Raw genomic sequence first — 23512 nt, forward strand, 5'->3', positions numbered from 1 at the left:
TTTCTCACTGAGAGTCGTCGGAGGCGTGGCGCACCAGGGCGCCCAGCGCGCGGAACCACGTTTCGGCCAGGTCGCGCACCCGCGCTTCGGGTGCGAGGGCCGCGGGCCACGACCAGTAGGCCGCCAGTGCGGCGCCGTCGGGCCGGTCTTCGGCGAGGGCGTTGACGGTCAGCGCGTGGGAGACGCGCTTGCCCGGGTCGGCGCCGAGGTCGGCGGCGTCGCCCTCGGGGGCGTACTCCCAGTCGCCCTCGCCGGCGTGGCCGAAGCGGCCCATGTAGTTGAACTCGATCTCCGGCGCGGGCAGCGCCGCGAGCTCGGGCCCGGTCACGGGGTTCAGGTGCCGCAGCAGCCCGAAGCCCATGCCCGCGAGGGGTGCGGCGTCCAGTTCGGCCCGCACGCGCTCCAGTGCGGTGCGCGCCGCCGGGCCGCCCGCCAGCGCGTCGGCGAGGTCGAGCTCTCCCAGGTCGAGGCGGACGGGCACGACGCTGGTGAACCAGCCGACCGTGCGCGACAAGTCGCCACCGCCGGCGAGCTCGTCCTCGCGGCCGTGGCCCTCGAGGTCGACGAGCGTCGCCGTGCCCTCGCCCGCGCCGTGGCGGCGGCGCCAGTCGGCCACCGCGAGGGCGAGGCCGGTGAGCAGCACGTCGTTCACGGTCGCCCGCAAAGCCGCCGGCACGCGGCCCAGCAGTGGGCCCGTCACCGCCGCTGGCAAGGTCAGCGACAGTGCCGCCAGTCCGGACTCGACGTCCAGTTCCGGATCCCGCGAACGCAGCAGCGGCAACGGATCGCCACCCGCGAGCACCGACCGCCACCGGTCCAGCTCCGCCGCGCGAGCCGGCTCCACCGCGCGCGCCGCGAGCGCCTCCGACCACCGCCGGAACGACACGTCCACCGGCGGCAGCTCCGGCTTCCGCCCGGCGGCCACGGCCTCCCACGCCGCCGCGAAGTCGGGCAGCAGGACCCGCCACGACACCCCGTCGATCACGAGGTGGTGCACCAGCACCAGCAGGCGGCCCCGCTCCGGACCCGCGTCGAACCAGGTCGCCCGCAGCATCGCGCCGGCGTCCGGGTCGAGCCGCGCTCGCGTGGCCAGGGCTTCCGCCGCGATCACGCGTTCCAGCTGCGCGCCCGCGAGCCCGCGAACGTCCACTCGCGACACCCAGCCCCGCACGTCCACCTGCTCGGGCACCCGCAGCGCCCACCGCGCGGGCTGCCGGTCCAGCCGCGCCCGCAACATCGGGTGCCGGTCGGCCACCGCGTGCAGCACGGCCGTGAGGCTCTCGCTCGTCACCTCCGCCGGCGTGATCAGCAACGCCGCCTGGTGGTACCCGGCGATCGGTCCGCCCAGCTCCCGCATCGCGTGCATGATCGGGGTCAGCCCGACGGTGCCGGTGCCGTCGTCGGACACGGACTTCGCCACGCCGGCTTCGGTGGCCACCGTCGCGAGCCCCGCGACCGTCCGGTGCCGGAAGATGTCGCGCGGCGAGATCCGCAGCCCACCGGCGCGGACGCGGGCCACCAGCTGCATCGCCACGATGCTGCCGCCGCCCAGCGCGAAGAAGTCGTCGTCGACGCCGAGGCCCGGCACGCCGAGCACCTCGCCGACCAGCGCGCACAGCTCGCGCTCCCGGTCGGTCGACGGCGCGCGGCCGCCGGCCTGGGCCGAGAAGTCCGGCGCGGGCAGGGCCGCGCGGTCGAGCTTCCCGTTGGCCAGCACCGGAAGCCGCTCCAGCACCACGAACGCCGCCGGGACCAGGTGCTCCGGCAGCGCCGACACCGCGTACTCGCGCAGCGCGGCCGCGTCCACCGGCGCGGCCGGCACCACGTACGCCACCAGCTGCTTCACCCGCGCCTCGCGCACCACGACCACCGATTGCGCCACGGCCGGGTGCCGGTCGAGCGCCGCCTCGATCTCCGCGGGCTCCACGCGGAAGCCGCGGATCTTCACCTGGTCGTCGGCTCGGCCGCCGAAGTCGAGCCGGCCGTCGGGCGTCCAGCGCGCGAGGTCGCCCGTGCGGTACATGCGCGTGCCCGGTTCGCCATACGGGTCGGCCACGAACCGCTCCGCCGTGAGCGCCGACCGGCCGAGATACCCGCGTGCCAGGCCGCCGCCGGCGAGGTACAGCTCCCCGGTCACCCCCGGCGGCACGGGCCGCAGCGAACCATCGAGCACATACGCGCGGGTGTTGGCCACCGGCCGGCCCACGAGCGGCCGTTCGCTGTCGGCGATCCGCGCGACGAGCGCGTCCACTGTGGACTCCGTCGGCCCGTAGAGGTTGACCGCCTCGGTCCCGTCCAGCTCGGCCAGCCGCCGCCAGAGCGCGTCCGGCACCGCCTCGCCGCCGACGCCGACCAGGGCCAGCGGACACCGGTCGCCCTCGACGAGCCCGGCGTCGGCCAGCTGCGTGAACAGCGACGGCGTGACCTCGATGAAGTCGAGTCCTTCGCGCCGGATCAGCTCGGCGAGTTGTTCCGGGTCGCGGCGCACCTCGTCGGGCACGACGTGCACGGCGTGGCCGTCGAGCAGCCACAGCTGCGGCTGCCACGACGCGTCGAACGAGAACGACCACGCGTGCCCCACCCGCAGGTGCTCGCGCCCGGTGCGCGCCACGGCCGGCCGGTGCAGCATCGCCCGGTGGCTGTGGAACAGGTTCACCAGCCCCGCGTGCGGCACCACGACACCCTTCGGCGTGCCGGTCGAGCCGGATGTGTAGATCACGTACGCCGGGTTCTCGGGCCGCAGCGGACGCAGCCGGTCGGCATCCGTCAAGTCCTCTTCGGACACCTCTGTCGCCAGAAGATCCGGCAGCAGCACAGTGTTGCCGAACTCGGGCAGGACCCCGCGGACGTCAGCGACGGTGACCAGCAGCCCGGGCCGGGCGTCGGCCAGCATCGCGGCGAGCCGTTCGGCCGGGTAGTCCGGGTCGAGCGGCAGGTAGCCCGCGCCGGCCTTGTGCACGGCGAGGATCGCCGGCAGCACGTCGGCCGACCTGGGCAACGCCAGCGCCACCAGCGTCTCCGGCCCGGCGCCGCGTTCGACCAGAGCCCGAGCGAGCCGGTTGGCGTGCGCGTTCAGCTCCGCATACGTCCACGTCGCCCCGCCGACGACCGCGACGGCATCGGGCGAGCGCCGCACCTGGGCCTCGAACAGCCCCGCCACGGTCGACGGCTCCACGGCGAGCGCGGTGGCGTTCCAGTCACGCAGGATCCGCCGCGACAGCTCGGCCGGCAGGACGTCGACCGTCCCGGCCGGACGGTCCACTGCGGACACCATCTCGCCCAGCAGCAGCTCCATGCCGGCGAGCAGGCGCTCGGCGTCCTCGTCGGTGAACAGGTCCGTGCGGTACTCGGCGGTGAGCCGGAGCCGTTCGGCCGGTTCGACCGCCCACGTCAGCGGGTAGTGCGTGGAGTCGCGGTGGTCCACGATCGTCGCCCGCAGCCCGTCGTCCGGGTCGTCCTCGGCACCGGGATAGCTCTCGAACACCACGAGCGTGTCGAACAGCTCGCCCAGCCCGGCCTCGCGCTGGATGTCGGCCAGGCCGACGTGCTGGTGCGGCAGGAGCGCGGACTGCTCCTCCTGCACACGCTCCAGCAGCGCCGACAGCGGCTCGGCCGGATCGTGGCGCACGCGTACCGGCACGGTGTTGATGAACAGCCCGAGCATCCGCTCCACGCCCGGCAGCTCCGGCGGCCGGCCCGCGACCGTGGCGCCGAACACCACGTCGGTGCGCCCGGTCAGCGACGCGAGCAGCAGGCCCCACGCCGTCTGGACCAGCGTGTTCACCGTGAGCCCGCGCTCGCGTGCCAGCTCCGTCAGCTCGGCGGTCGCTTCGCGGGGCAATTCAAGCGTCCGCTGCTTCGGCAACGCGGGGGCCCGATCCGGGTCCGCGGGCGCGAGCCGGGTCGGCTCGGCCAGCCCGGCGAGCGCGTCGCGCCACGCCGCCCGGGCCGTGGCCTCGTCCTGGTCCCGCAGCCAGCCCAGGTAACCGCGGTACGGCAACGCGGGCGGCAGCGCGCGTCCGGCGTAGAGCGCGGACAGCTCGGCCAGCAGCTGCGGGACCGACCAGCCGTCGAGCAGCAGGTGCTGGTGCGACACCACCAGCCGGTGGTGGCCGTCGGCGAAGCGCACGAGCAGGAACCGCAGCAGCGGCCCGGCGGTGACGTCGAACCGGCGGCGCTCGTGTGCGAGCTGCGCCTCCAGCGCGTCGTCCGAGACCTCCCGCCACTCGGGCTCGGCCGAGCGCGCGACGAGCGCGACCGGCCGCCCGGAGGCGAGGTACCGGTAGCTCGTGCGGAGGTTCGGGTGCCGCTCCAGCAGATCGCGCACCGCCTGCCGCAACCGGGACGCTTCGAGCGGGCCGGCGAGGTCGAACCCGAACTGCACCGTGTAGACGTCCGGGCCCTCGGTGTCGGCCGTGGCCAGGAACAGCAATCCCGACTGCAACGGAGTGAGCGGCCAGACCTCTGCCGCGTCGGCTGCGGTCGCCTGCAACTCGGCGCGTTCCGCGTCGGTGAGGTCGAGCAGCGACCGGCCGTCGTCCGACGACGGCGTGGCCGGCACCTCCCCCGCGACCTCGGCCAGCCCGGCCACCGTGCGATGGCGGAACACGTCCCGCGCGCCGAGCAGCAGACCGGCGGTCCGCGCGCGGGCCACGAGCTGCATCGCGACGATGCTGTCGCCGCCGAGGCGGAAGAAGTCGTCGCGCACGCCGACGCGCGGCAGCCCGAGCACGCCGGCCACCAGCTCCGCGAGCACTTCCTCGCGGGCCGTGGCCGGAGCGTCGTCGCCGGTCTCGAACTCGGGCGCCGGCAGTGCCCGGCGGTCCAGCTTGCCGCTGGGGGTGAGCGGCAGCTCGGCCAGCGGCACGACGGCGGCCGGGACCATGTGCTCGGGCAGCGTCTTCCCGACGTGGTCGAGGAGATCGTCCGTGGCCCCGCTCGCGACGACGTAGGCGACGAGCTGCCGTCCTTCGTGGACGATCACGCGCGCCTGCGCGACGGCCGGGTGCGTGGCCAGCGCGGCCTCGATCTCGCCGAGCTCAACGCGGAAGCCGCGGATCTTCACCTGGTCGTCGGCGCGGCCGAGGAACTCGAGCTCCCCGTCCGCCGTCCAGCGCGCGAGGTCGCCGGTCCGGTACATCCGCTCGCCGGGCGCGCCGAACGGGTTCGCGACGAACCGTTCGGCCGTCAGGCCCGGGCGCGCGTGGTAACCGCGCGCCAGCTGCACTCCGGACAGGTACAACTCCGCCGCCACACCCGGTGGCACCGGCCCCAGGTGGGCGTCGAGGACGTGGGTTCGGGTGTTCCATACCGGACGTCCGATCGGGACGCGGCCCGAGGGCGCCAGCCGCGCGGGTGCCGCGGTGACGTCGACCGACGCCTCGGTGGGCCCGTAGAGGTTGTGCAGCTCGGCGTCGAGGTCGAACCTCGCGACGAGGTCGGCGGGCAGGGCCTCACCGCTGCACAGCACGCGCCGCAGGCTCAGGCACGCGCGGGCACCCGGCTCGCCGAGGAACACCTCCAGCATCGACGGGACGAAGTGGACAGTCGTCACGCCTTCCCGCCGGATCAGGCCCGCGAGGTAGGCGGGATCCTTGTGCCCTTCCGGCTTCGCCACCACCAGCGTCGCGCCAGCCAGGAGCGGCCAGAAGAACTCCCACACCGACACATCGAAACTCGACGGCGTCTTCTGCAACACCCGATCATCCGCCGACAAACCGTACTCGTCCTGCATCCACAGCAACCGGTTCACAATCCCTCGATGCGGAACCACCACACCCTTCGGCCGCCCCGTCGAACCCGACGTATAAATCACATACGCCGGCGCGTCAGGGGCAACCCTCAACCCCAGGTTCGTGCTGTCGTAGCCCGACGCATCGACCGGGCCGTCCAGGACCACAGCTGGAGCCGCGTCGGCAAGCATGAAATCGCGCCGCTCCGCCGGGTAGTCCGGGTCCAACGGCAGGTAGGCCGCGCCAGCCTTGTGGATCGCGTAGAGGGAGACCACCAGCTCCAGCGACCGCGGCAACGACACCGCGACCACGGACTCCGGCCCGGCACCATGCTCGCGCAGCCACCGCGCCAGCTGATTGGCTCGCGCGTTCAGCTCCGCGTACGTCAGCGAGGCGTCTTCGAACACCAAGGCCGGGGCATCCGGCGTCCGGGTGACCTGCTCCTCGAACAGCTCCGGCAGTGTCGCCCCGGCCACGTCGTGATCCGTGGCGTTCCACCTCTTCTGCAGCGCCGATTCCGCGTCCGACAGCACGTCGAGCGACCCGACCGGCACCGACGGATCGGCGGCCACCTGCTCCAGCACCCGCACCAGCCGGGTCGCGAACGACTCCGCGGTCGCGCCGTCGAACAGGTCCGCGCTGTATTCGATCGCGCCGGCGATCGCACCGCCCGGCTGCTCCAGGAACCCGAACTCCAGGTCGAACTTCGCGACGTCCTGCGCCACGTCCTCGCGCACGACCTCCAGACCCGGCAACTGCGGCGTGTCCGCGCCCTCCGGCAGGTACACGACCATGGTCTGGAACAGCGGGTGCCGCGCCAGCGAACGCTCCGGTTCCGCCAGCTCGACCACCCGGTCGAACGGCAAGTCCTGGTGGGAGAACGCGGCCAGATCGGTCGCCCGGACCCGGCGCAGCAACTCGCCGAACGCGGGATCGCCGGCGAGGTCCGTGCGCAGGACCAGCGAGTTCACGAAGAACCCGACCAGGTCCGTGAGCCGCTCGTCCGTGCGGCCGGACACCGGCGCGCCCAGCGGGATGTCGGTGCCGGCGCCCAGGCGGTGCAGCAGTGTGGCGACGGCGGCCTGGCCGAGCATGAACATGCTGGTGTCGTGCTCGATCGCCACCGCGCGCAGCCGTGCCGTGAGCCCGGCCGGCACCTCGAACGTCACCGTGGCGCCGCGGTGGCTCGACTCCGCCGGCCGCGGCCGGTCGGCGGGCAGGTCCAGCTCGTCCGGCAACCCGGCGAGCACCTCGCTCCAGAACGACGTCTGGCTCTCCTGCTCGCCGTCGAGCATGGCCTGGTGCCACAACGCATAGTCCGCGTACTGCACCGGCAACGGTGTCCACTCGGGAGCGACGCCGTCGAGCCGGGCGCGATAGGCCGTCGCGAGGTCGGCGAACAGCGGCCCTTCGGACCACTCGTCGGTGACCACGTGGTGCAGCAGCACCAGCAGCACGTGCTCGTCCTCGGCCACGGCGAACACCCGCACGCGCACCGGCGGGGCCTCGTCGAGCCGGAACGGAATGTCCACTTCGGACCGGATCCGCGCGGCCACGTCGGTCACGCGCTCGACCGCGAAGTCGAGTGGCACGGCGCCGAGAGGCACAGCTGCGAGGATCCGCTGCGCCGGGACTCCGTCGTGCTCCTCGAAGACCGTGCGCAGCACTTCATGGCGGGTGACGACGTCGGCGAACGCCGCCCGCAGCGCGTCGAGGTCCAGCGCGCCCCGCAGCCGCCACGCGTGCGGCACGGAGTACGTCGACGTCGGGCCGTCCAGGCGGTAGAGGAACCAGAGCCGTTGCTGCGCCGCCGAAAGCGGCAGCACCTCCGGCCGGGTCGCCGCCACCAGTTCGGGCCGGTCCCCGGTCGGCGCGGTCAGCCGCTCGGCCAGCGACGCCACCGTCGGTGCCTCGAAGACGTCCCGCACGCTGATCTCGGCGCCCGCCGCGCGGATCCGCGACACCAGCCGCATGACCAGCAGCGAATGGCCGCCGAGGGCGAAGAAGTCGTCGTCGATCGACGGTGCCGGCACGGCGAGCACCGCCGCGAAGAGGTCCCGCAGCTCGCGTTCCCGGTCGGTCCGCGGCTCGCGACCGCCGGCCGTCGTGAACTCCGGATCCGGCAGGGCGGCGCGGTCCAGCTTGCCGTTGGGGGTCACAGGGAACTCGCCGAGCGGCACGACCACCGCCGGGACCAGGTGTTCCGGCAGGGTCTTCGCCAGCTCCGCCCGCACGTCACCCGGCGTACCGGTGAGGTAGGCGACGAGCCGCTCGTCCCGGGCCACCACCACGGCGCCGGTGACGCCGTCGAACGCGGTGAGAGCCGCCTCGATCTCGCCCAGCTCGACGCGGAAGCCGCGGACCTTCACCTGGTGGTCGACGCGGCCGAGGAACTCGAGCACCCCGCCTTCGGTCCACCGTGCGAGATCGCCCGTGCGGTACATGCGCTCCCCCGGCGCGCCGAACGGGCTCGCCACGAACCGTTCCGCCGTCAGCCCCGGCCGCACGAGGTACCCCCGCGCGAGCTGCACGCCGGACAGGTACAGCTCACCCGGCACGCCCGGAGGCACCGGCCGCAGCCGGGCGTCGAGCACGTGGGTGCCGGTGTTCCAGATCGGGCGGCCCAGCGGGACACCCGGGCCGTCGAACGGGCCGGTCGCCGGGAACGCCGTCACGTCGACCGATGCTTCCGTCGGCCCGTACAGGTTGTGCAGCTCGGCCGGGAGCAGCTCGGCGAACCGCGTCGCGACGTCGGACGGCAACGCCTCACCGCTGCACAACACCCGCCGCAGCCCGGTGCACCCCGCGGCTTCCTCCAGGAACAGCCGCAGCATCGACGGGACGAAGTGGACAGTCGTCACGCCTTCCCGCCGGATCAGGCCCGCGAGGTAGGCGGGATCCTTGTGCCCTTCCGGTTTGGCCACCACCAGCGTCGCGCCAGCCAGGAGCGGCCAGAAGAACTCCCACACCGACACATCGAAACTCGACGGCGTCTTCTGCAACACCCGATCATCCGCCGACAAACCGTACTCGTCCTGCATCCACAGCAACCGGTTCACAATCCCTCGATGCGGAACCACCACACCCTTCGGCCGCCCCGTCGAACCCGACGTATAAATCACATACGCCGGCGCGTCAGGGGCAACCCTCAACCCCAGGTTCGTGCTGCCGTAGCCCGACGCATCGACCGGGCCGTCCAGCACCACAGCTGGAGCCGCATCGGCAAGCATGAAATCGCGCCGCTCCGCCGGATAGTCCGGGTCCAACGGCAGATACGCCGCACCCGCCTTATGAATCGCGTACAACGCCACCACCAGCTCCAGCGACCGCCGCAACGACACCGCCACCACCGTTTCGGGTCCGGCGCCCTGCTCGCGCAGCCACCGTGCCAGCTGATTGGCTCGCGCGTTCAGCTCCACATAGGACAGAGCCGCGCCCTCGAACACCACGGCCGGCGCTTCCGGCGTCCGCGCCACCTGAGCCTCGAACAACTCGGGCAGCGTCACCGCCGGCACGTCGTGGGCGGTCGCGTTCCAGGACTCCAGGCGCGCCAGCTCCCCGTCGGCCACCACGTCGAGCGCCGCCACCGCGACCGAAGGCTCTGCCGTGGCCTGCGCCAGCAACGAGCCCAGCCGGGCGAGCAGCCGCCACGCCGACTCCGCCGTCCAGCGGTCCGCCGCGTATTCGAGCATGAGGGTGAGCGGCCCTGCGCCGGCCTCGTCGACGAGGGTGAAGTGCAGGTCGAACTTGGCCGTCGCGTGCCCGGGTTCGAGCCACGTGGTGGGCAGCCCGAGCACGTCGGGGTCACCGCCGGGCCGGTAGTGGTAGCCGACCATGACCTGGAACAGCGGGTTCCGGCCGGGCACGCGCGGCGGGTTCAGCGTCTCCACCACGCGTTCGAAGGGCACGTCCTGGTGCGAGAACGCGACCAGGTCCGCGGCCTTCACCCGGTCCAGCAGCTCACGGAACGTGGGCTCGCCGCTGAGGTCCGTGCGCAGCACCAGCGTGTTGACGAAGAACCCGACCAGGTCGTCGACGGCCGCGTCGGTGCGGCCGGCGATGGGCGCGCCGAGCGGCACGTCGTCGCCCGCGCCGACCCGGTGCAGCAGCGCGGCGACGGCCGACTGCAGCACCATGAACAAGCTCGCCCCGGCGTCCGCCGACAACGAGCGCACGGTTTCGGCGAGCGCACCGTCGAGCGGCAGCCGGACCTTCCCGCCGCGGCCGCTCGGCTGCGCGGGACGCGGCCGATCCGCCGGCAACGGGATCTCGTCGGGCAGCCCGCGCAGCACGCCGGTCCAGTACTCCAGCTGTTCGGGCTCCGCGTCGGCGAGGAAGTCCCGCTGCCACAAGGCGAAGTCCGCGTACTGCACGGGCAGCGGAGTCCACTCGGGAGCGTCGCCCCACCGCCGGGCCTCGTACGCGGTGCCCAGGTCGGTGAGGAACGGCCGGTCGGACCATTCGTCCGTCGCGCCGTGGTGCAGGAGCATGGCCACGACGTGGTCGTCGCCGCCGAGTCGCAGCACGTCCACCCGCACCGGCAGCTCGCGCGCCAGGTCGAAGCGCCGCTCCGCCAGCTCCGCGACGCGCGCGTCCACCTCGGCCTCGGTGCACGCCAGCACCGAAAACGGGATCTCCGGCGAGTCCAGAACGGATTGGTACGGCTCACCCTCGTGCTCGGCCAGCACCGTGCGCAGCACCTCGTGCCGGGCCAGCACGTCCCCGAGCGCCAGCCGCAGCGCCTCGACCTCCAGCGGCCCGCGCAGCCGCACGAACAGCGGGTACGTGTACGCCGCCGCCGTGGTGTCCATGCGGTCGAGCACCCACATCCGCTGCTGCGCGAACGACAACGGGATCCGCTCCGGCCGCTCGCGCGCGACGACGGCCGGCCTCGCCGGCGCACCCGTGCCCGCCCGGGCGGCCAGCTCCGCGGCGGTCGGCGCCTCGAACAGGTCCTTGATCGCCAGCTCGGCGCCGAGCTCGGTCCGCGCGCGGCTGATCAGGCGCGTGGCCAGCAGCGAATGCCCGCCGAGGTCGAAGAACGAGTCCTCCACACCCACGCGCTCGAGGCCGAGGACCTCGGCGAAGAGCTCGCAGAGCACCTCTTCGTCGCGCGAGGCCGCCGGCCGGCTCTCGGCCAGCGACACGGCGGGTTCGGCGTCGGGCAGGGCGCGGACGTTGAGCTTGCCGTTGTCGGTCAGCGGCAGGCTGCCGAGTGTCACGAACGCGGCCGGCACCATGTAGTCGGGCAGCTGCCGCTTCAGCTCGTCGCGCAGCACCTGCACCAGCTCGGCGCTGCCGCGCGCGGCGGTCGGGCTGTTCGCGAACCGCGTGAGGTTCGTGCCGGTCGCCGCGGGCACGTAGAGGCCCGAGACCGGCGCTTCCGCCCGGACGAACACGGCGTCGAACACCCCGTCGACGCCGGTCGACCACGTCGTGTGCACGGCGTAGCCCAGACGCTCGCCGAGGCGGTGCACGGCTTCGGGTTCGACGCCGTCGCCGGTGCCGTGGAAGCGATCGAGCACGTCGAGCAGCGGCGCGCCCGCGTCGAGCGCCCGCATGGCGGCGAACTCCGCGGCGAGCCGCGCGTCCGGAATCCGGCTGACGCGCAGCTCGTCACCGGTCAGCCGGCCCTTCAGCTGGGCGAGCGAGCCGACCTCGTCCCACAGCACGCGCGGGGCCTGCGCCACCGGCACCTCACCGGTGGCGTCCTTGGTCAGCACCACGTCGTAGCGATACCGGCTCAGCTCGTTGTGCAGCTCGGCCCGCTTCACGCGGATCCGCGCGCCGACGCCGGGCAGCGTGTGCGCGAGTGCCGTGAAGTAGTCCGGGTCGAGCAGCAGCTCCTTCTCCAGTGCGGCACCGCGTTCGATCGCGCGGCGCAACTGGGCGACGTCGGACGTCGCGTCGGCGCGCGTGAGCTGGATGGCGGTGTGGAACGACCGCGCCAGGCGCAGGTTCCGCACGTCGCCGACGAACAGCGAACCGCCGGGCGCGAGCAGGTCCAGCGCCGTGCTCAGCACCTGGGTGAGGTAGTCGACGCTCGGGAAGTACTGGATCACGGAGTTGATCACGACGGTGTCGAAGTGCCCGCGCGGCAGGCCACCGAACTCGTGCGCCGGCTGCGCCCGCAGCGTCACCTTCGCGGCCAGCTCCGGGTCTGCTTCCAGCTCGCGGGTGAGCTTCCCGATCACCGGCGCGGCGAGGTCGGTGCCCCAGTACTCCTCCGCGTGCGGCGCCAGCTGCCCCATCAGCAGCCCGGTGCCGACGCCGATCTCCAGGATCCGCCGCGGCGCCAGCTCCCCGATGCGCGCCACGGTCGCCGCGCGCCACTCCTGCATGTGCGCCAACGGGATCGGCGTGCCGTCGTAGCTGGAGTCCCAGCCGGCGAAGTCCTCGGTGACCAGCGCGGTCGGGATCTCGGTGTACTCGTCGGAGTAGATCTGCTGCCACTCGCCGACCTGGTCGGCTTCGGCGGCGTCGCGCTCGTCGCCGCTCAGCTCGGCCGGCACGACGTAGCCGACGAGCCGCTGCAGCCCCGGCGCCGACGGGTCCGGCCGCGCGATCACGGCCGCCTGCGCGACCTGCGGGTGCCGGGCCAGCGCCGTCTCGATCTCGCCCAGCTCCACGCGGTAGCCGCGGATTTTCACCTGGTCGTCGGTGCGGCCGAAGAAGTCGAGGTTCCCGGCGGGCCGGCGGCGCACGAGGTCACCCGTGCGGTACATGCGCGCGCCGGGCTCGCCGAAGGGATCCGCGACGAACCGCTCCGCCGTGAGCCCGGGCCGCCCGAGGTACCCCCGGGCCAGGCCGGTGCCCGCGATGTAGAGCTCGCCGGGCACGCCGTCGGGCACCGGCCGCAGCCAGTTGTCCACGAGGTACGCGCGGGTGTTCCAGATGGGCTTGCCGACGGTCGGGGTGGCGCTGTCGGTCGTGCCGCCGCCGAGGGTGTTGATCGTGTACTCGGTGGGGCCGTAGAGGTTGTAGCCGTAGACGCCTTCGGTGTCGCGCAGGCGGTTCCAGACCGATTCGGACACCGCTTCGCCGCCGAGCAGCACCAGCGCCGGTCGGTGGCTCGCCGCGTCGTCGCCGTCGAGCAGGCCTTCCTCGATGAGCAGGTGCGCGTAGGTCGGCGTCACGTTCACCACGTCGACGCGGTGGCGGTCGCAGTACGCCACGAGCGCGCGGGCGTCGCGGCGCAGCTCCTCGTCGCACACGTGCACCTCGTGGCCCTCCACGAGCCACAGCAGCTCTTCCCACGACATGTCGAACGCGAACGACACGGTGTGCGCGATCCGCAGGCGCCGCCCACCCGCCGACGCGATGGCCGGCCCGAAGATCGCCTCCTGGTGGTTGAGCTGCATGTTCGTCAGGCCGCGGTACGGCGTGACCACGCCCTTCGGCTTCCCCGTGGAACCGGAGGTGTAGATGACGTACGCGGGGTGTTCCATCCGGTCGGCCCGGTCGCGACCGAACAACGGGCGCTCGGCATCCACGAGGTCACCGCCGGACAACGCGGCGAGTTCGGCTTTCGTTTCGGTGCTGTCGAGCAGCACCCGCGGCAGGTCCTGCGGCAGATCCTGCGCGACGGCCGTGGTCGTGACCAGGCACAGCGGACCGGCGTCGTCGAGCATCAGCGCGAGGCGGTCGGCCGGGTAGTCGAGTTCGAGCGGCAGGTACGCGGCTCCGGTGCGCAGCACCGCGAACAGCGCCACGACCATGTCGATCGAGCGCGGCAGCCCGAGCGCGATCACGCGTTCCGGCTCGGCGCCGCGCGAAAGCAGCAGCCGCGCCATCCGGTTCACGGCTTCGTCCAGCTCCACGTAGGTCAGCGTCTGCTCGCCGAACACGAGCGCGGTCGCGTCGGGCGTGCGGGTGGCCTGGGCGGCGAGCAGGTCGGCGATGGTGTCCCCCACCACTGGGTGCTCGGTGGCCGACCAGATCTCCGCCAGCTCCCCACGCCGGTCGGCCGAAACCGTCTCCAGCGCGCCGACAGGTGCGGTCAGGTCGCCGACGATCTGCTCGACGAGCCCGGTGAACCGGCTCAGCAGCACTTCGGCCTCGTCGGCCGCGATCACGTCGTCGCGGTAGGACAGCGTCACGCGCATCGACTGCCCGGGCGTGATCACGAGCGTCAACGGGTAGTGCGTGGCGTCGACGTTCACGAGGCTCGTGATGCCGTGCCGGTGCCGCAGGCCGGCGTAGCGTTCGTCGCCGTCGGCACCGCGGAGCACGAACAGCGTGTCGAACAGCACGCGGTGCCCGGCCTCGCGCTGCACCACGCCGAGGCTCATGAACTCGTACGGCGTGAGGTCCATCCGCTCGGCCTGGATGCGGCGCAGCAGGTCGAGCACCGGCTCGTCCGGCACGAGCCGCACCCGCGTGGGCACGGTGTTGAGGAACAGGCCGATCGTGGTCTCGATGTCCGCCACGGCGGCGGGGCGCCCGGCGACGGCGGCGCCGAACACCACGTCCTGGCGGCCGACCATCGTGGACAGCACGAGCGCCCACGCGGCGTTGAGCACCGAGTTCACGGTGAGCCCGTGGCGGCGGGCCTCGGCACGCAGCCGATCGGTCAGCTCGGGCGTCAGGTGCGCGTCGAGATTGACCGGGGTGACGGGCTCGAGGCCCTGGGTGCCGGGACCGATCAGCGTCGGCTCGCTCAGCCCGGTCAACGCCGACCGCCACGCCGCCGCGGCCTCCTCGACGTCCTGGCGCGACAACCACTCCAGGTAGTCCACATAGGACCCACCGGCCGGGGGCTCGCCGCCCTCGTAGTGCGCGAAGAGCTGCTCGATGAACAACCACGCGGACCAGCCGTCCCACAGCAGCAGGTGCCGGTTGAGCACCACGCGGTCGCGTTCGGCGCCAAGGCGCACGAGCGTGATCCGGAACAGCGGCGGGTGGCCGAGGTCGAACCGGGTCGTCCGGTCGCGCTCTATCAGCTCGGCCAGCCGCCGCTCACGGTCCGCTTCGGACAGGTCGCGCAGGTCCACTTCGGTCACCGGGGGCGCGAAGCCGGCCGTGACGAACTGCACCGGCCCGCGCAGTCCTTCGCTGGTGAAGCCTGCACGCAGGCTGGGTGTGCGATCCGTCAGCGCGGCGCACGCGGCGCGCAGGCGGCCGGCGTCGAGGTGCCGGTCGAGGTCGATGGCCTCCTGGATCGTGTAGATGTCGATGCGCGACTGGTCGTAGCTGGAGTGGAAGAACAGGCCTTCCTGCAGCGGCGAGAGCGGCCAGATGTCCGACAGTGGCAGCGGGCTCAGCCGTTCGACGTGTTCGATCTCCTCTTGCGCCAGGTCGATCAGCGTGAGGTCGGACGTGGTCAGCCCGGCCGCGGCCACATCCGTCGCGGCGAGGTCGGCCAGTGCGGCGACCACGCCGTCGACGAAGTCCGGCGTGGCACCGGCGAAGGTGAGCGCGAGGACCGGTCCGTCCGGCGTGTCCTCGCAGACCGCACCGATGCGCAACGAGTGCGCCCCGGCGGGCGCGCCCGGGCCGGCCGCGAAGTCCCAGTCCTGCGTGCCCGACGGCACGCGGCCCGCGTACCGCAGCAGCACGTCGGCGCGGGCGAGCTGGGCGAACAAGGGTGCGGCCTGCGGGTTGAGGTACCGCAGCAGGCCGTAGCCGAGCGCGTCCGGAGCCGCGCGGACGAGGTCCTTGACCTGTTTGAGGTCCGTCGCGGTCAGCCGCACCGGAGCCGCGGTGTGCAGCGCGCCCACCGCGGCGGGTGTCCCTTCAGGACGGTCGAGCACGTCGACGATCAGCTCGCCGCCGGCTTGCGCGAGGGCGGTGAGCAGGACGTCGGTCACGTCGCCGCGCACCGACGCGGGCAGCTGCTCGACGAGGGCCCGGCTCTGGCCCGGCGGGAACCGCACGGTGCGTTCAGTCTGCGTCCCGGACCCGGGGACCGTCGCGGCGCCCGGCGCGAGCGTCGCGGCCCAGTACTCCAGGTCCGCCAGCAGCTCCGGTGCCTGCGCCCGCTCGGTGACGGCGCGGGCGTGGGTGCGCAGCGAGGTTTCCACCGCGGCGAACACTGGGGGGTGCCCGGCCTGGACCGCCGTCCAGGCCGTGGCGAGGTCGGCGGCGATCGTGGGCCACGACGGGGCGTCGACCAGCAGCGGGTGGGCCGTGAGCAGCAACTGGTCGCCGGACCGCACCGCCCGCAGCAGGATCCCGGCGTCAGCATCGAACTCGGTGGTGCCGTTATCGGCGGTGACATTCTCGGCAGTGGTGTTCTCGGCGAGCAGCACGTCGGCGGCGTCGACCGCGCCGGCCGGGCGCGTCTCGAGCGACCACAGCACGGACGCAACGCGGTTGCGCTTGAGCCGCAGCCCGTCGTGGTGGTCGAGCACCGCCTGCAGCGCGGCCGCGAGACTCTCGGTGTCCGCGTCGGCGGGCAGGCGCAGCCGGATCGACTCGGTGCCGCTGTCGCCGAGTTCGCGCAGGCGGTGCACCTCGGGCAGCAGCGGCACGTCGCCGACCCCGTCCGGATCGGGCACCGGCCCCTGCGTCACGGGCGCGCCGCCGAGGGCCGCCAGCGCGGCGGGCGTGCGGTGGGTGAACACGTCCTTCGGGCTCAGGTCGAACCCGGCCCGGCGAGCGCGGCTCGACACGCTGATCGACGTGATGCTGTCGCCGCCCAGCAGGAAGAAGTCGCCGTCGGCGCCGACCTCGGCCAGCCCGAGCGCGTCGGCGAAGATCGCCGCCAGGGCCGACTCGCGGTCGTCGCCGCGCTGCCCGGTCGCCGCCGGCGAGGCCACGACCGGCGCCGGCAGGGCACGGGTGTCGAGCTTGCCGCTCGGGGTCAGCGGGAACTCGTCGAGCACCACGAGGGCGTTCGGCACCATCGTCGCGGGCAACGCCGCGGTCAGCGCGGCTCGCAGTTCGTCGGTGTCCGCGGAACCGGCTGCGTACCCGACCAGGGCACCGTCGCGCACCACGACCGCGGCCGCGCGGACGCCGGGTTGCGCCGCGAGCACGGCCTCGATCTCGCCGAGCTCGATGCGGTTGCCGCGGATCTTCACCTGCCGGTCGGTGCGGCCCAGGTACTCGAGCTCACCGTCGGCTCGGCGCTGCACCAGGTCGCCGGTGCGGTACATCCGCGCACCCGGCTCGCCGAAGGGGTCGGCCACGAACCGTTCGGCCGTAAGCGCGGGCTGCCCGTGGTAGCCCTGCGCGAGCTGCACGCCCGCGAGGTAGAGCTCGCCCGCCACGCCGTCGGGCACCGGGCGCAGGCACGTGTCCAGCACGAGCAGGCGCGTGTTCCACACCGGACGTCCGATGGGGACAGTCGCTTCCGGACCGTCGCGGAACGGGAAGTACGACACGTCCACAGCCGCCTCGGTGGGGCCGTAGAGATTGTGCAGCGGCACACCGGTCAGCCGCCGCCAGCGCGCCGCGGCCTCGCCGGGCAGCGCTTCGCCGCTGGTGAACACGCGCCGCAGCGACGCGGCCCAGCGCGGGTCGCCGGTGACCTCGTCGACGGAGAGGAACGCGGCCAGCATCGACGGCACGAAGTGCAGCGTCGTCACGCCGTGGCTGCGGATCACGTCGGCGAGGTACGCCGGGTCACGGTGGCCGTCCGGCCGCGCGAACACCACGGCCGCGCCTTCGCGCAGCGCCCAGAAGAACTCCCACACGGACACGTCGAAGCTCGACGGCGTCTTCTGCAGCACGCGGTCGTCGGCACCCAGCCGGTGCTCGTGCTGCATCCACGCGAGCCGGTTCACGATCGCGCGGTGCGAGACCACGACGCCCTTGGGCCGGCCGGTCGAACCGGACGTGTAGATCAGGTACGCGGCGTCGTCGGGGCTCGCCACCGGGCCGGGCCGGTCGGCGACGTCCGGACCGTCGACCGGCACCTGCTCCGGGCCCGCCGGCACCTGCGCGGCCGTACCCGGTTCGATGACCACCAGCGCGGCCCCGGAGGACACGAGCATGTACTCCAGCCTCTCGGCCGGGTAGTCGAGATCGAGCGGCAGATAGGCCGCGCCGGACTTCAGCACGCCCAGCAGCGCCACCATCAGCTCGGCCGAGCGTGGCACGGCCACCGCGACCACCGCCCCGGGCCGCGCGCCGCGAGCCCGCAGGCGCCGGGCCAGCACCGCCGCGCGGGCGTCCAGGTCCGCATAGGACAGCCGCTCGTCCTCGAACAGCACCGCCGGCGCGTCCGGGGTCTCGGCCACGTGCCGCTCGAACGCCGTGAGCAGTGTCTGCTCCGGCACCGAGACGGCGGTCGCGTTCAGCTCCCCCAGCCGTTCCAGCTCCGCCGCCGAAACGAGGTCCACGTGTGCCACCGGCGCGTCCGGGGCCGCGGCGAACGCTTCGAGCACTCGCACGAACCGTTCCGCGAGCTGCTCGGCCGCCCGCGCGTCGAGGCGCGCCGCGTCGAACTTCAGGCCGAACTCCAGTGTGTCGCCCGGCGTGGCGATGAGCGCGACCGGGTAGTGCACCGCGTCGACGACCTCGACGCCGGTCACGCGCACCGCGCCGGCGTCGCCGTTGTCGCGCGGGTAGTTCTCGACCACGACGAGCGTGTCGAAGAGCTCCTCCTGGCCCACGCCGGCGATCCGCTGCAGCTCGGCGAGCCCGAGGTGCTGGTGGTCCAGCAGCGCGGCCTGCTCGTCCTGCAGCCGGCGCAGGAGCCCGGCGACGGTGTCGCCCCCGGTCCAGCGGACCCGCACGGGCAAGGTGTTGATGTACAGGCCCACGGCGTCCTCGATGCCCGCGACGCCGGGGTCGCGGCCAGACACGGTGCTGCCGAAGACCAGGTCCCCACGGCCGGTCAGGCGGCCGAGCAATAGGCCCCACGCCCCGTGCAGCACGGTGCCGAGCGTCAGCCCGTGCTCGCGCGCGAACGCGCCGACGCGGGCGGTGGTCGCCGCGTCGACGGCGAAATGCACCCCCGACGGACGCCGTGGTGCCAGCCCGGCGTAGGTGGTCACGAGCCGGGTCGGTTCCTCGATGCCCGCGAGCGCCGTCCGCCACGCCTGCCGTGCCGCATCGTGGTCCCGCGCCGCCAGCCGCCGCAGGTGCGCCGTCCGCGAGGCGGGCTCGGGCCGAAGCGGTTCGGTGGCGCCGTAGCGGGCGAGGATCTCGCGCACCATCACCGCGACCGACCAGCCGTCGGCCACGATGTGGTGGAAGGTCAGGGCGAGCCGCTCGCGCCCGACGAGCGTGGCGCGCAGCAGCGGCGGCCGGTCGAGGGCGAAGCGGCGCTCGCGGTCGGCGGCCAGCGCGTCGGCGGCGGCCTCGGGCGAGACCTCCCGCCACGGCAGCTCCGCGTGCGCCGCCACGACCTGGACGACCCGGCCGTCGTCGAGCTGGCGGAAACCGGACCGCAGCGACGAAAAGCGATCGAGGAGGTTCTGCACGGCGCGGCGCAGCGTGGGCGGGTCCACCGGCCCGGCGAGGTCGAAGATCTCCTGGACGGCGTAGACGTCGTCGTCCTCGTACGCGGCGTGGAAGAAGAATCCCTGCTGCAACGGGGTCACCGGCAGCACCTCGGCGTGCGAGGCGAGCGCGGCCGAGTCCGCTTCGGACAGCTCCAGCAGCGGCTCCGCCGTGTCCTCGGCGGTGGTCACTTCGCCGGCGCACGCGGCGAGTGCCTCCGCGGTGCGGTGCTGGAACACCTGCCGGGGCGTGATGGCGAGACCGTGCTGCGCGGCGCCGAGCACGAGCCGGATCGACGAGATGCTGTCGCCGCCGAGCGCGAAGAAGTCGTCGTCGGCGCCGGCCGACGGCACGCCGAGGACGTCCGCCATCACCGTGCACAACGCGACCTCGCGCGGCGTCCGCGGCGAGCGGCCCTGCGCCAGCGCCCCGAAGTCGGGCAGGGGCAGCGCGGCGCGGTCGAGCTTGCCGTTGGTCATGATCGGCAGGCGGTCCAGCGGCACGAACGCCGAGGGCACGAGGTAGTGCGGCAACGCCTCTTCGACGCGGCCGCGCAGGTCCTTCATCAGCGACGCCGGGTCGCGGTAGACCACCGGCACGTTGGCCAGGTGCCCGTCGGTCGGGCCGGTGTACGTCGCGGCCGGCTCCTCGCGCGACAGCACGAGGTCGAACGCCGTCGCCGTCTCCCCCGACCAGGTCGCCGCCGCCTGGTAACCGGCCGCGCCGGCCAGCTCGACCAGCACGTCCGGGTCCATGGCCGCGCCGGGAGCGGGCACCGGTTCGCCGCCCAGCGCCCGCAACGCCGTGAGGTCCGGGATGAGCCGCTCGTTCGGGATTCCGGTGACGCGCAGTGCCTCGAGCCGTCGCCGGCCGAGGTGGGCCGCGAACGCGCCGGACGAGCCCAGCTCGGCCCACGGCACCGCCGGGACTTCGCGCGGGGCCGCGGCTTCCGTCCGCAGCACGACGTCGTAGCGGTAGCGGCTCAGCTCGTTCTCGTACGTCGCGCGCTTCAGCCGGATGTCGGCCTCCGTGAACGCGGCGATCCGTTCGGGCAGCGCGGCGAAGAAGCCCGGATCGAGCACCAGCTCGTCCTCGCGGGCCACGGCCGCGTCGACCGCCGCCGGTGTCGCGTCCCCTTGCGCGGCCGCGACACCCGCTCGCAGCACGCGCTGGAGGCTCAGGTTCCGCACGTCACCCACGAACACCGAGCCACCGGGGGCGAGCAGACCCGTGACCTGCCGCAATACATTGAGGAGGTACTCGGCGCCGGGGAAGTACTGCACCACGGAGTTGATCACCACGGTGTCGAAATGGCCGGCCGGCAGGTCGCCCAGCTCGTGCGCCGGCCGCGCCCGAAGGTGCACCTTGCCCGCCAGCTCCGGCCGGTCGGCGACGCGGCTTTCCAGCAACCGCACCACTTCCTCGGACAGGTCCAGCGCCCAGTACTCGACGGTGCCCGGCGCGAGCTTCGACAGCAGCAGCCCGCTGCCCACGCCGAGCTCCAGCACGCGGCGCGGCCGCAATGCCCGAATCGAGTCCACAGTGGACTCACGCCACGCACGCATGTCGCGCAACGGCAGCGGCTCGCCGTCGTAACTGGAGTTCCAGCCGGTGAAGCCCTCGTCGAACGGGTCGCGGTCGGCGACCGAGTAGAGCAGCTCGTGCACGTCCTTCCAGTGGCCGACCTGCGCGGCCTCCCGCGCCGCGTCCCGGTCGGCGCCCGGCGCCTGCTCCGGCACCACGTACGCCACCAGCCGCCGGTCACCCGGCTTCACTTCGCGCGGCACCACGGCCACCCGCGCGACGCCGTCGTGCGCCGCGATCACCGACTCGATCTCACCGGGTTCGACGCGGAAACCGCGGATCTTGACCTGGTGGTCGGCGCGGCCGAGGAAGTCGAGGTTCCCGTCGGCGCGCCAGCGCACGCGGTCGCCCGTGCGGTACATGCGTTCGCCCGGCCCGGCGAACGGGTCGGCCACGAACCGCTCCGCCGTGAGCGCGGCGCGTCCGACGTACCCGCGCGCTAGGCCGCGGCCGCCGACGTACAGCTCGCCCTCCACGCCCGGTGGCACCGGGTTGAGCGCGGTGTCCAGCACGTAGCAGCGGGTGTTCGGGTCGGGGCGTCCGATCGGGATCGGCCCGGTCCAGTCCGCTTCCGCGGGCCACAGCGTGGAGTTCACCGTCGCCTCGGTGAGCCCGTACGCGGCGACCACGCGCAGATCCTTCGCCCAGCGCGCGATCAGCTCGGGCGGCACGGTTTCGGTGCCGACGATGAGCACCGCGCCCTTCGGCAGTTCGCAGTCGAACGGCAGCGCGGCCACCAGCGAGGGCGGCAGGATCATGTGCGTCGCGGCGTGATCGGCGATGCAGCCGGTGAGCTCGACGCCCGCGACGCGGCGGTGCGCCGGCACCACGATCACGCGCCCGCCCACGCACAGCGACATCACGAGGTCCCACACCGTCACGTCGAACCCGGCCGACGCGAACTGCACGACCCGGCTCTCGGCCGTGATCCCGATGCGCTCGGTGGCGGTGACGATCAGGCTGCCGATGCCGTCGTGCGAGAGCACCACGCCCTTGGGCTTGCCGGTGGAGCCGGAGGTGTAGATCACGTAGGCGGCGCGGTCCAGCCGCAACCCGCCGAGGTCGACGGGCCCGCCGTCGAGCGCGGCGAGCTCCGCGCGCACGGCAGGGTCGTCCAGCAGCACGACCTCGTCCACGGCGGGCAGCTGGTCCGCGGATTCCGTGACCGACAGGACGGCGCACGCGCCCGAGTCCGTCAGCAGGTACCGCAGGCGGTCCTCGGGCAGGTCGAGGTCCAGCGGCAGGTACGCGGCGCCGGACTTGAGCACACCCAGCAGGCCCACGACCAGGTCGACCGAGCGCGGCAGCGCCACCGCCACCACGTCCTCGGCTCCCACCCCGCGCGCGGTGAGCAGGCGCGCCAAGCGGTTCGCGGCGGCGTCCAGCTCGGCATACGTGAGCTGCTCGCCCTCGCAGACCACGGCGACGGCGTCCGGCTGCCGTGCGACGACGCGGGCGAACGCCTCGGGCCAGGTCAGTTCCGGCGCCTCGGTGGGGGCCGTCGCGAAGTCGGTCAGCACGAGCTGCCGTTCGCGCTCGGTGAGCAGGTCGATCGCCGCGATCGGACGGTCGGTGCTCGCGGCCATGGCATCGAGGACGGCGAGGAACCGGCGTTCGTGCTCGGCGAGCGTCTCGGGTGTGCCGGCGGCGGCGAACTCGAGCCGCAGGCCGCCGCCCGCGCCGGCGTCGTGGGCGGTGACGGCGAGGTCGGTCACGGGGCCGAGCGCGACGCTGTGCACCGTGGCCGTGGCTTCGCCGAACGAGACCGAGACCTCCGGCAGGAAATTGAGGCTCAGCCCGGTGAGCTCGTGCATCCCGCCGGTCAGGTTCTGCTCGCGCGCGAGGTCCTCGCCGCGGTAGCGGCTGTGGTCGAGCACGTCCGCGACCTCACGGGTGACCGCGGCGACCAGCTCGGCCGGCGTCGTCGAGGGCCGCGCGGAAACCCGCAGCGGCAAGAGGTTGGACAGCATCCCGGGCCGGTCGCGCAGCGCGGCGTCGGGCCGCGCCGCGACGGGCAGGCCGAGCACGAGGTCCTCGGCGCCGGTCACGCGGTGCGCGTAGGCGGCGAGTGCCGCGATCGCCACGCGCGACAGGCGGGTGCCGTGGTTCCCGGCGAACTTCCGCAGCGCGTCGGCGCGGGCGGCCGGCAGCGTGACCGACCGCCGGACCACCTCTCCCTCGCCCCCGGCCAGCCGCACCGGATCGGGCCGGCCGGCGAGCTTTTCGCGCCAGTACTCGCGATCGGCTTTCCGGGCGGCCGATTCCCGGTACTCGCGGTCGGCCGTCAGCAGCGGCGCCACACTCCAGTCCACAGTAGACTTGCCGCCGTCGTAGAGTTCCGCGGCCCGCCGGGTGAGCACTGCCTGGCCGTAGGCGTCGGTCACCAGGTGGTGGAACGTCTGCGCCCACCACACGCGGTCCGGTCCCAGCACCAGCACCGCGTGCGCGGTCAACGGCCCGCGCGCGAGGTCGACCGGCTCCGCCAGCGCCGCCCGCATCCACGCGTGCGCCGCGGCCTCGGGGTCCGGCTCGCCGGACAGATCCACCACGGGCACCTCGGCCGCGCACGGCGCCGGGTCCTGCCGCGGCACGCCGGTCTCGTCGGCCTCGACTGTCACGTGCAGTCCCTCGGCTTCACCGACCGCCCGCCGCACCGCGTCCGCGAGCCGCGCCGGGTCGAGGCGGCCGCGCACGTCGGCGTACCAGCCGATGCGGTACGCCGGGTCCGCGGGAGCGAGCGACTGCGCGAAGAAGACCCCGGCCTGTGCCGCGGTCAAAGGGGAACCGGGCACGACGCCGGTCAT

General features: G+C 73.6%; 1 protein-coding gene. It reads right to left on the reverse strand.

Translation table 11 applies throughout. The annotated features are described in order from the left end of the window. Window positions 1-4: 4 nt before the first annotated feature. A complete protein-coding gene (locus AB0878_RS04310) occupies window positions 5-23512 on the reverse strand; it encodes a non-ribosomal peptide synthase/polyketide synthase (protein ID WP_366576363.1) in 23508 nt (7835 codons plus the stop codon).

The organism is Amycolatopsis sp. NPDC047767 (assembly GCF_040704195.1).
Taxonomy (GTDB): domain Bacteria; phylum Actinomycetota; class Actinomycetes; order Mycobacteriales; family Pseudonocardiaceae; genus Amycolatopsis.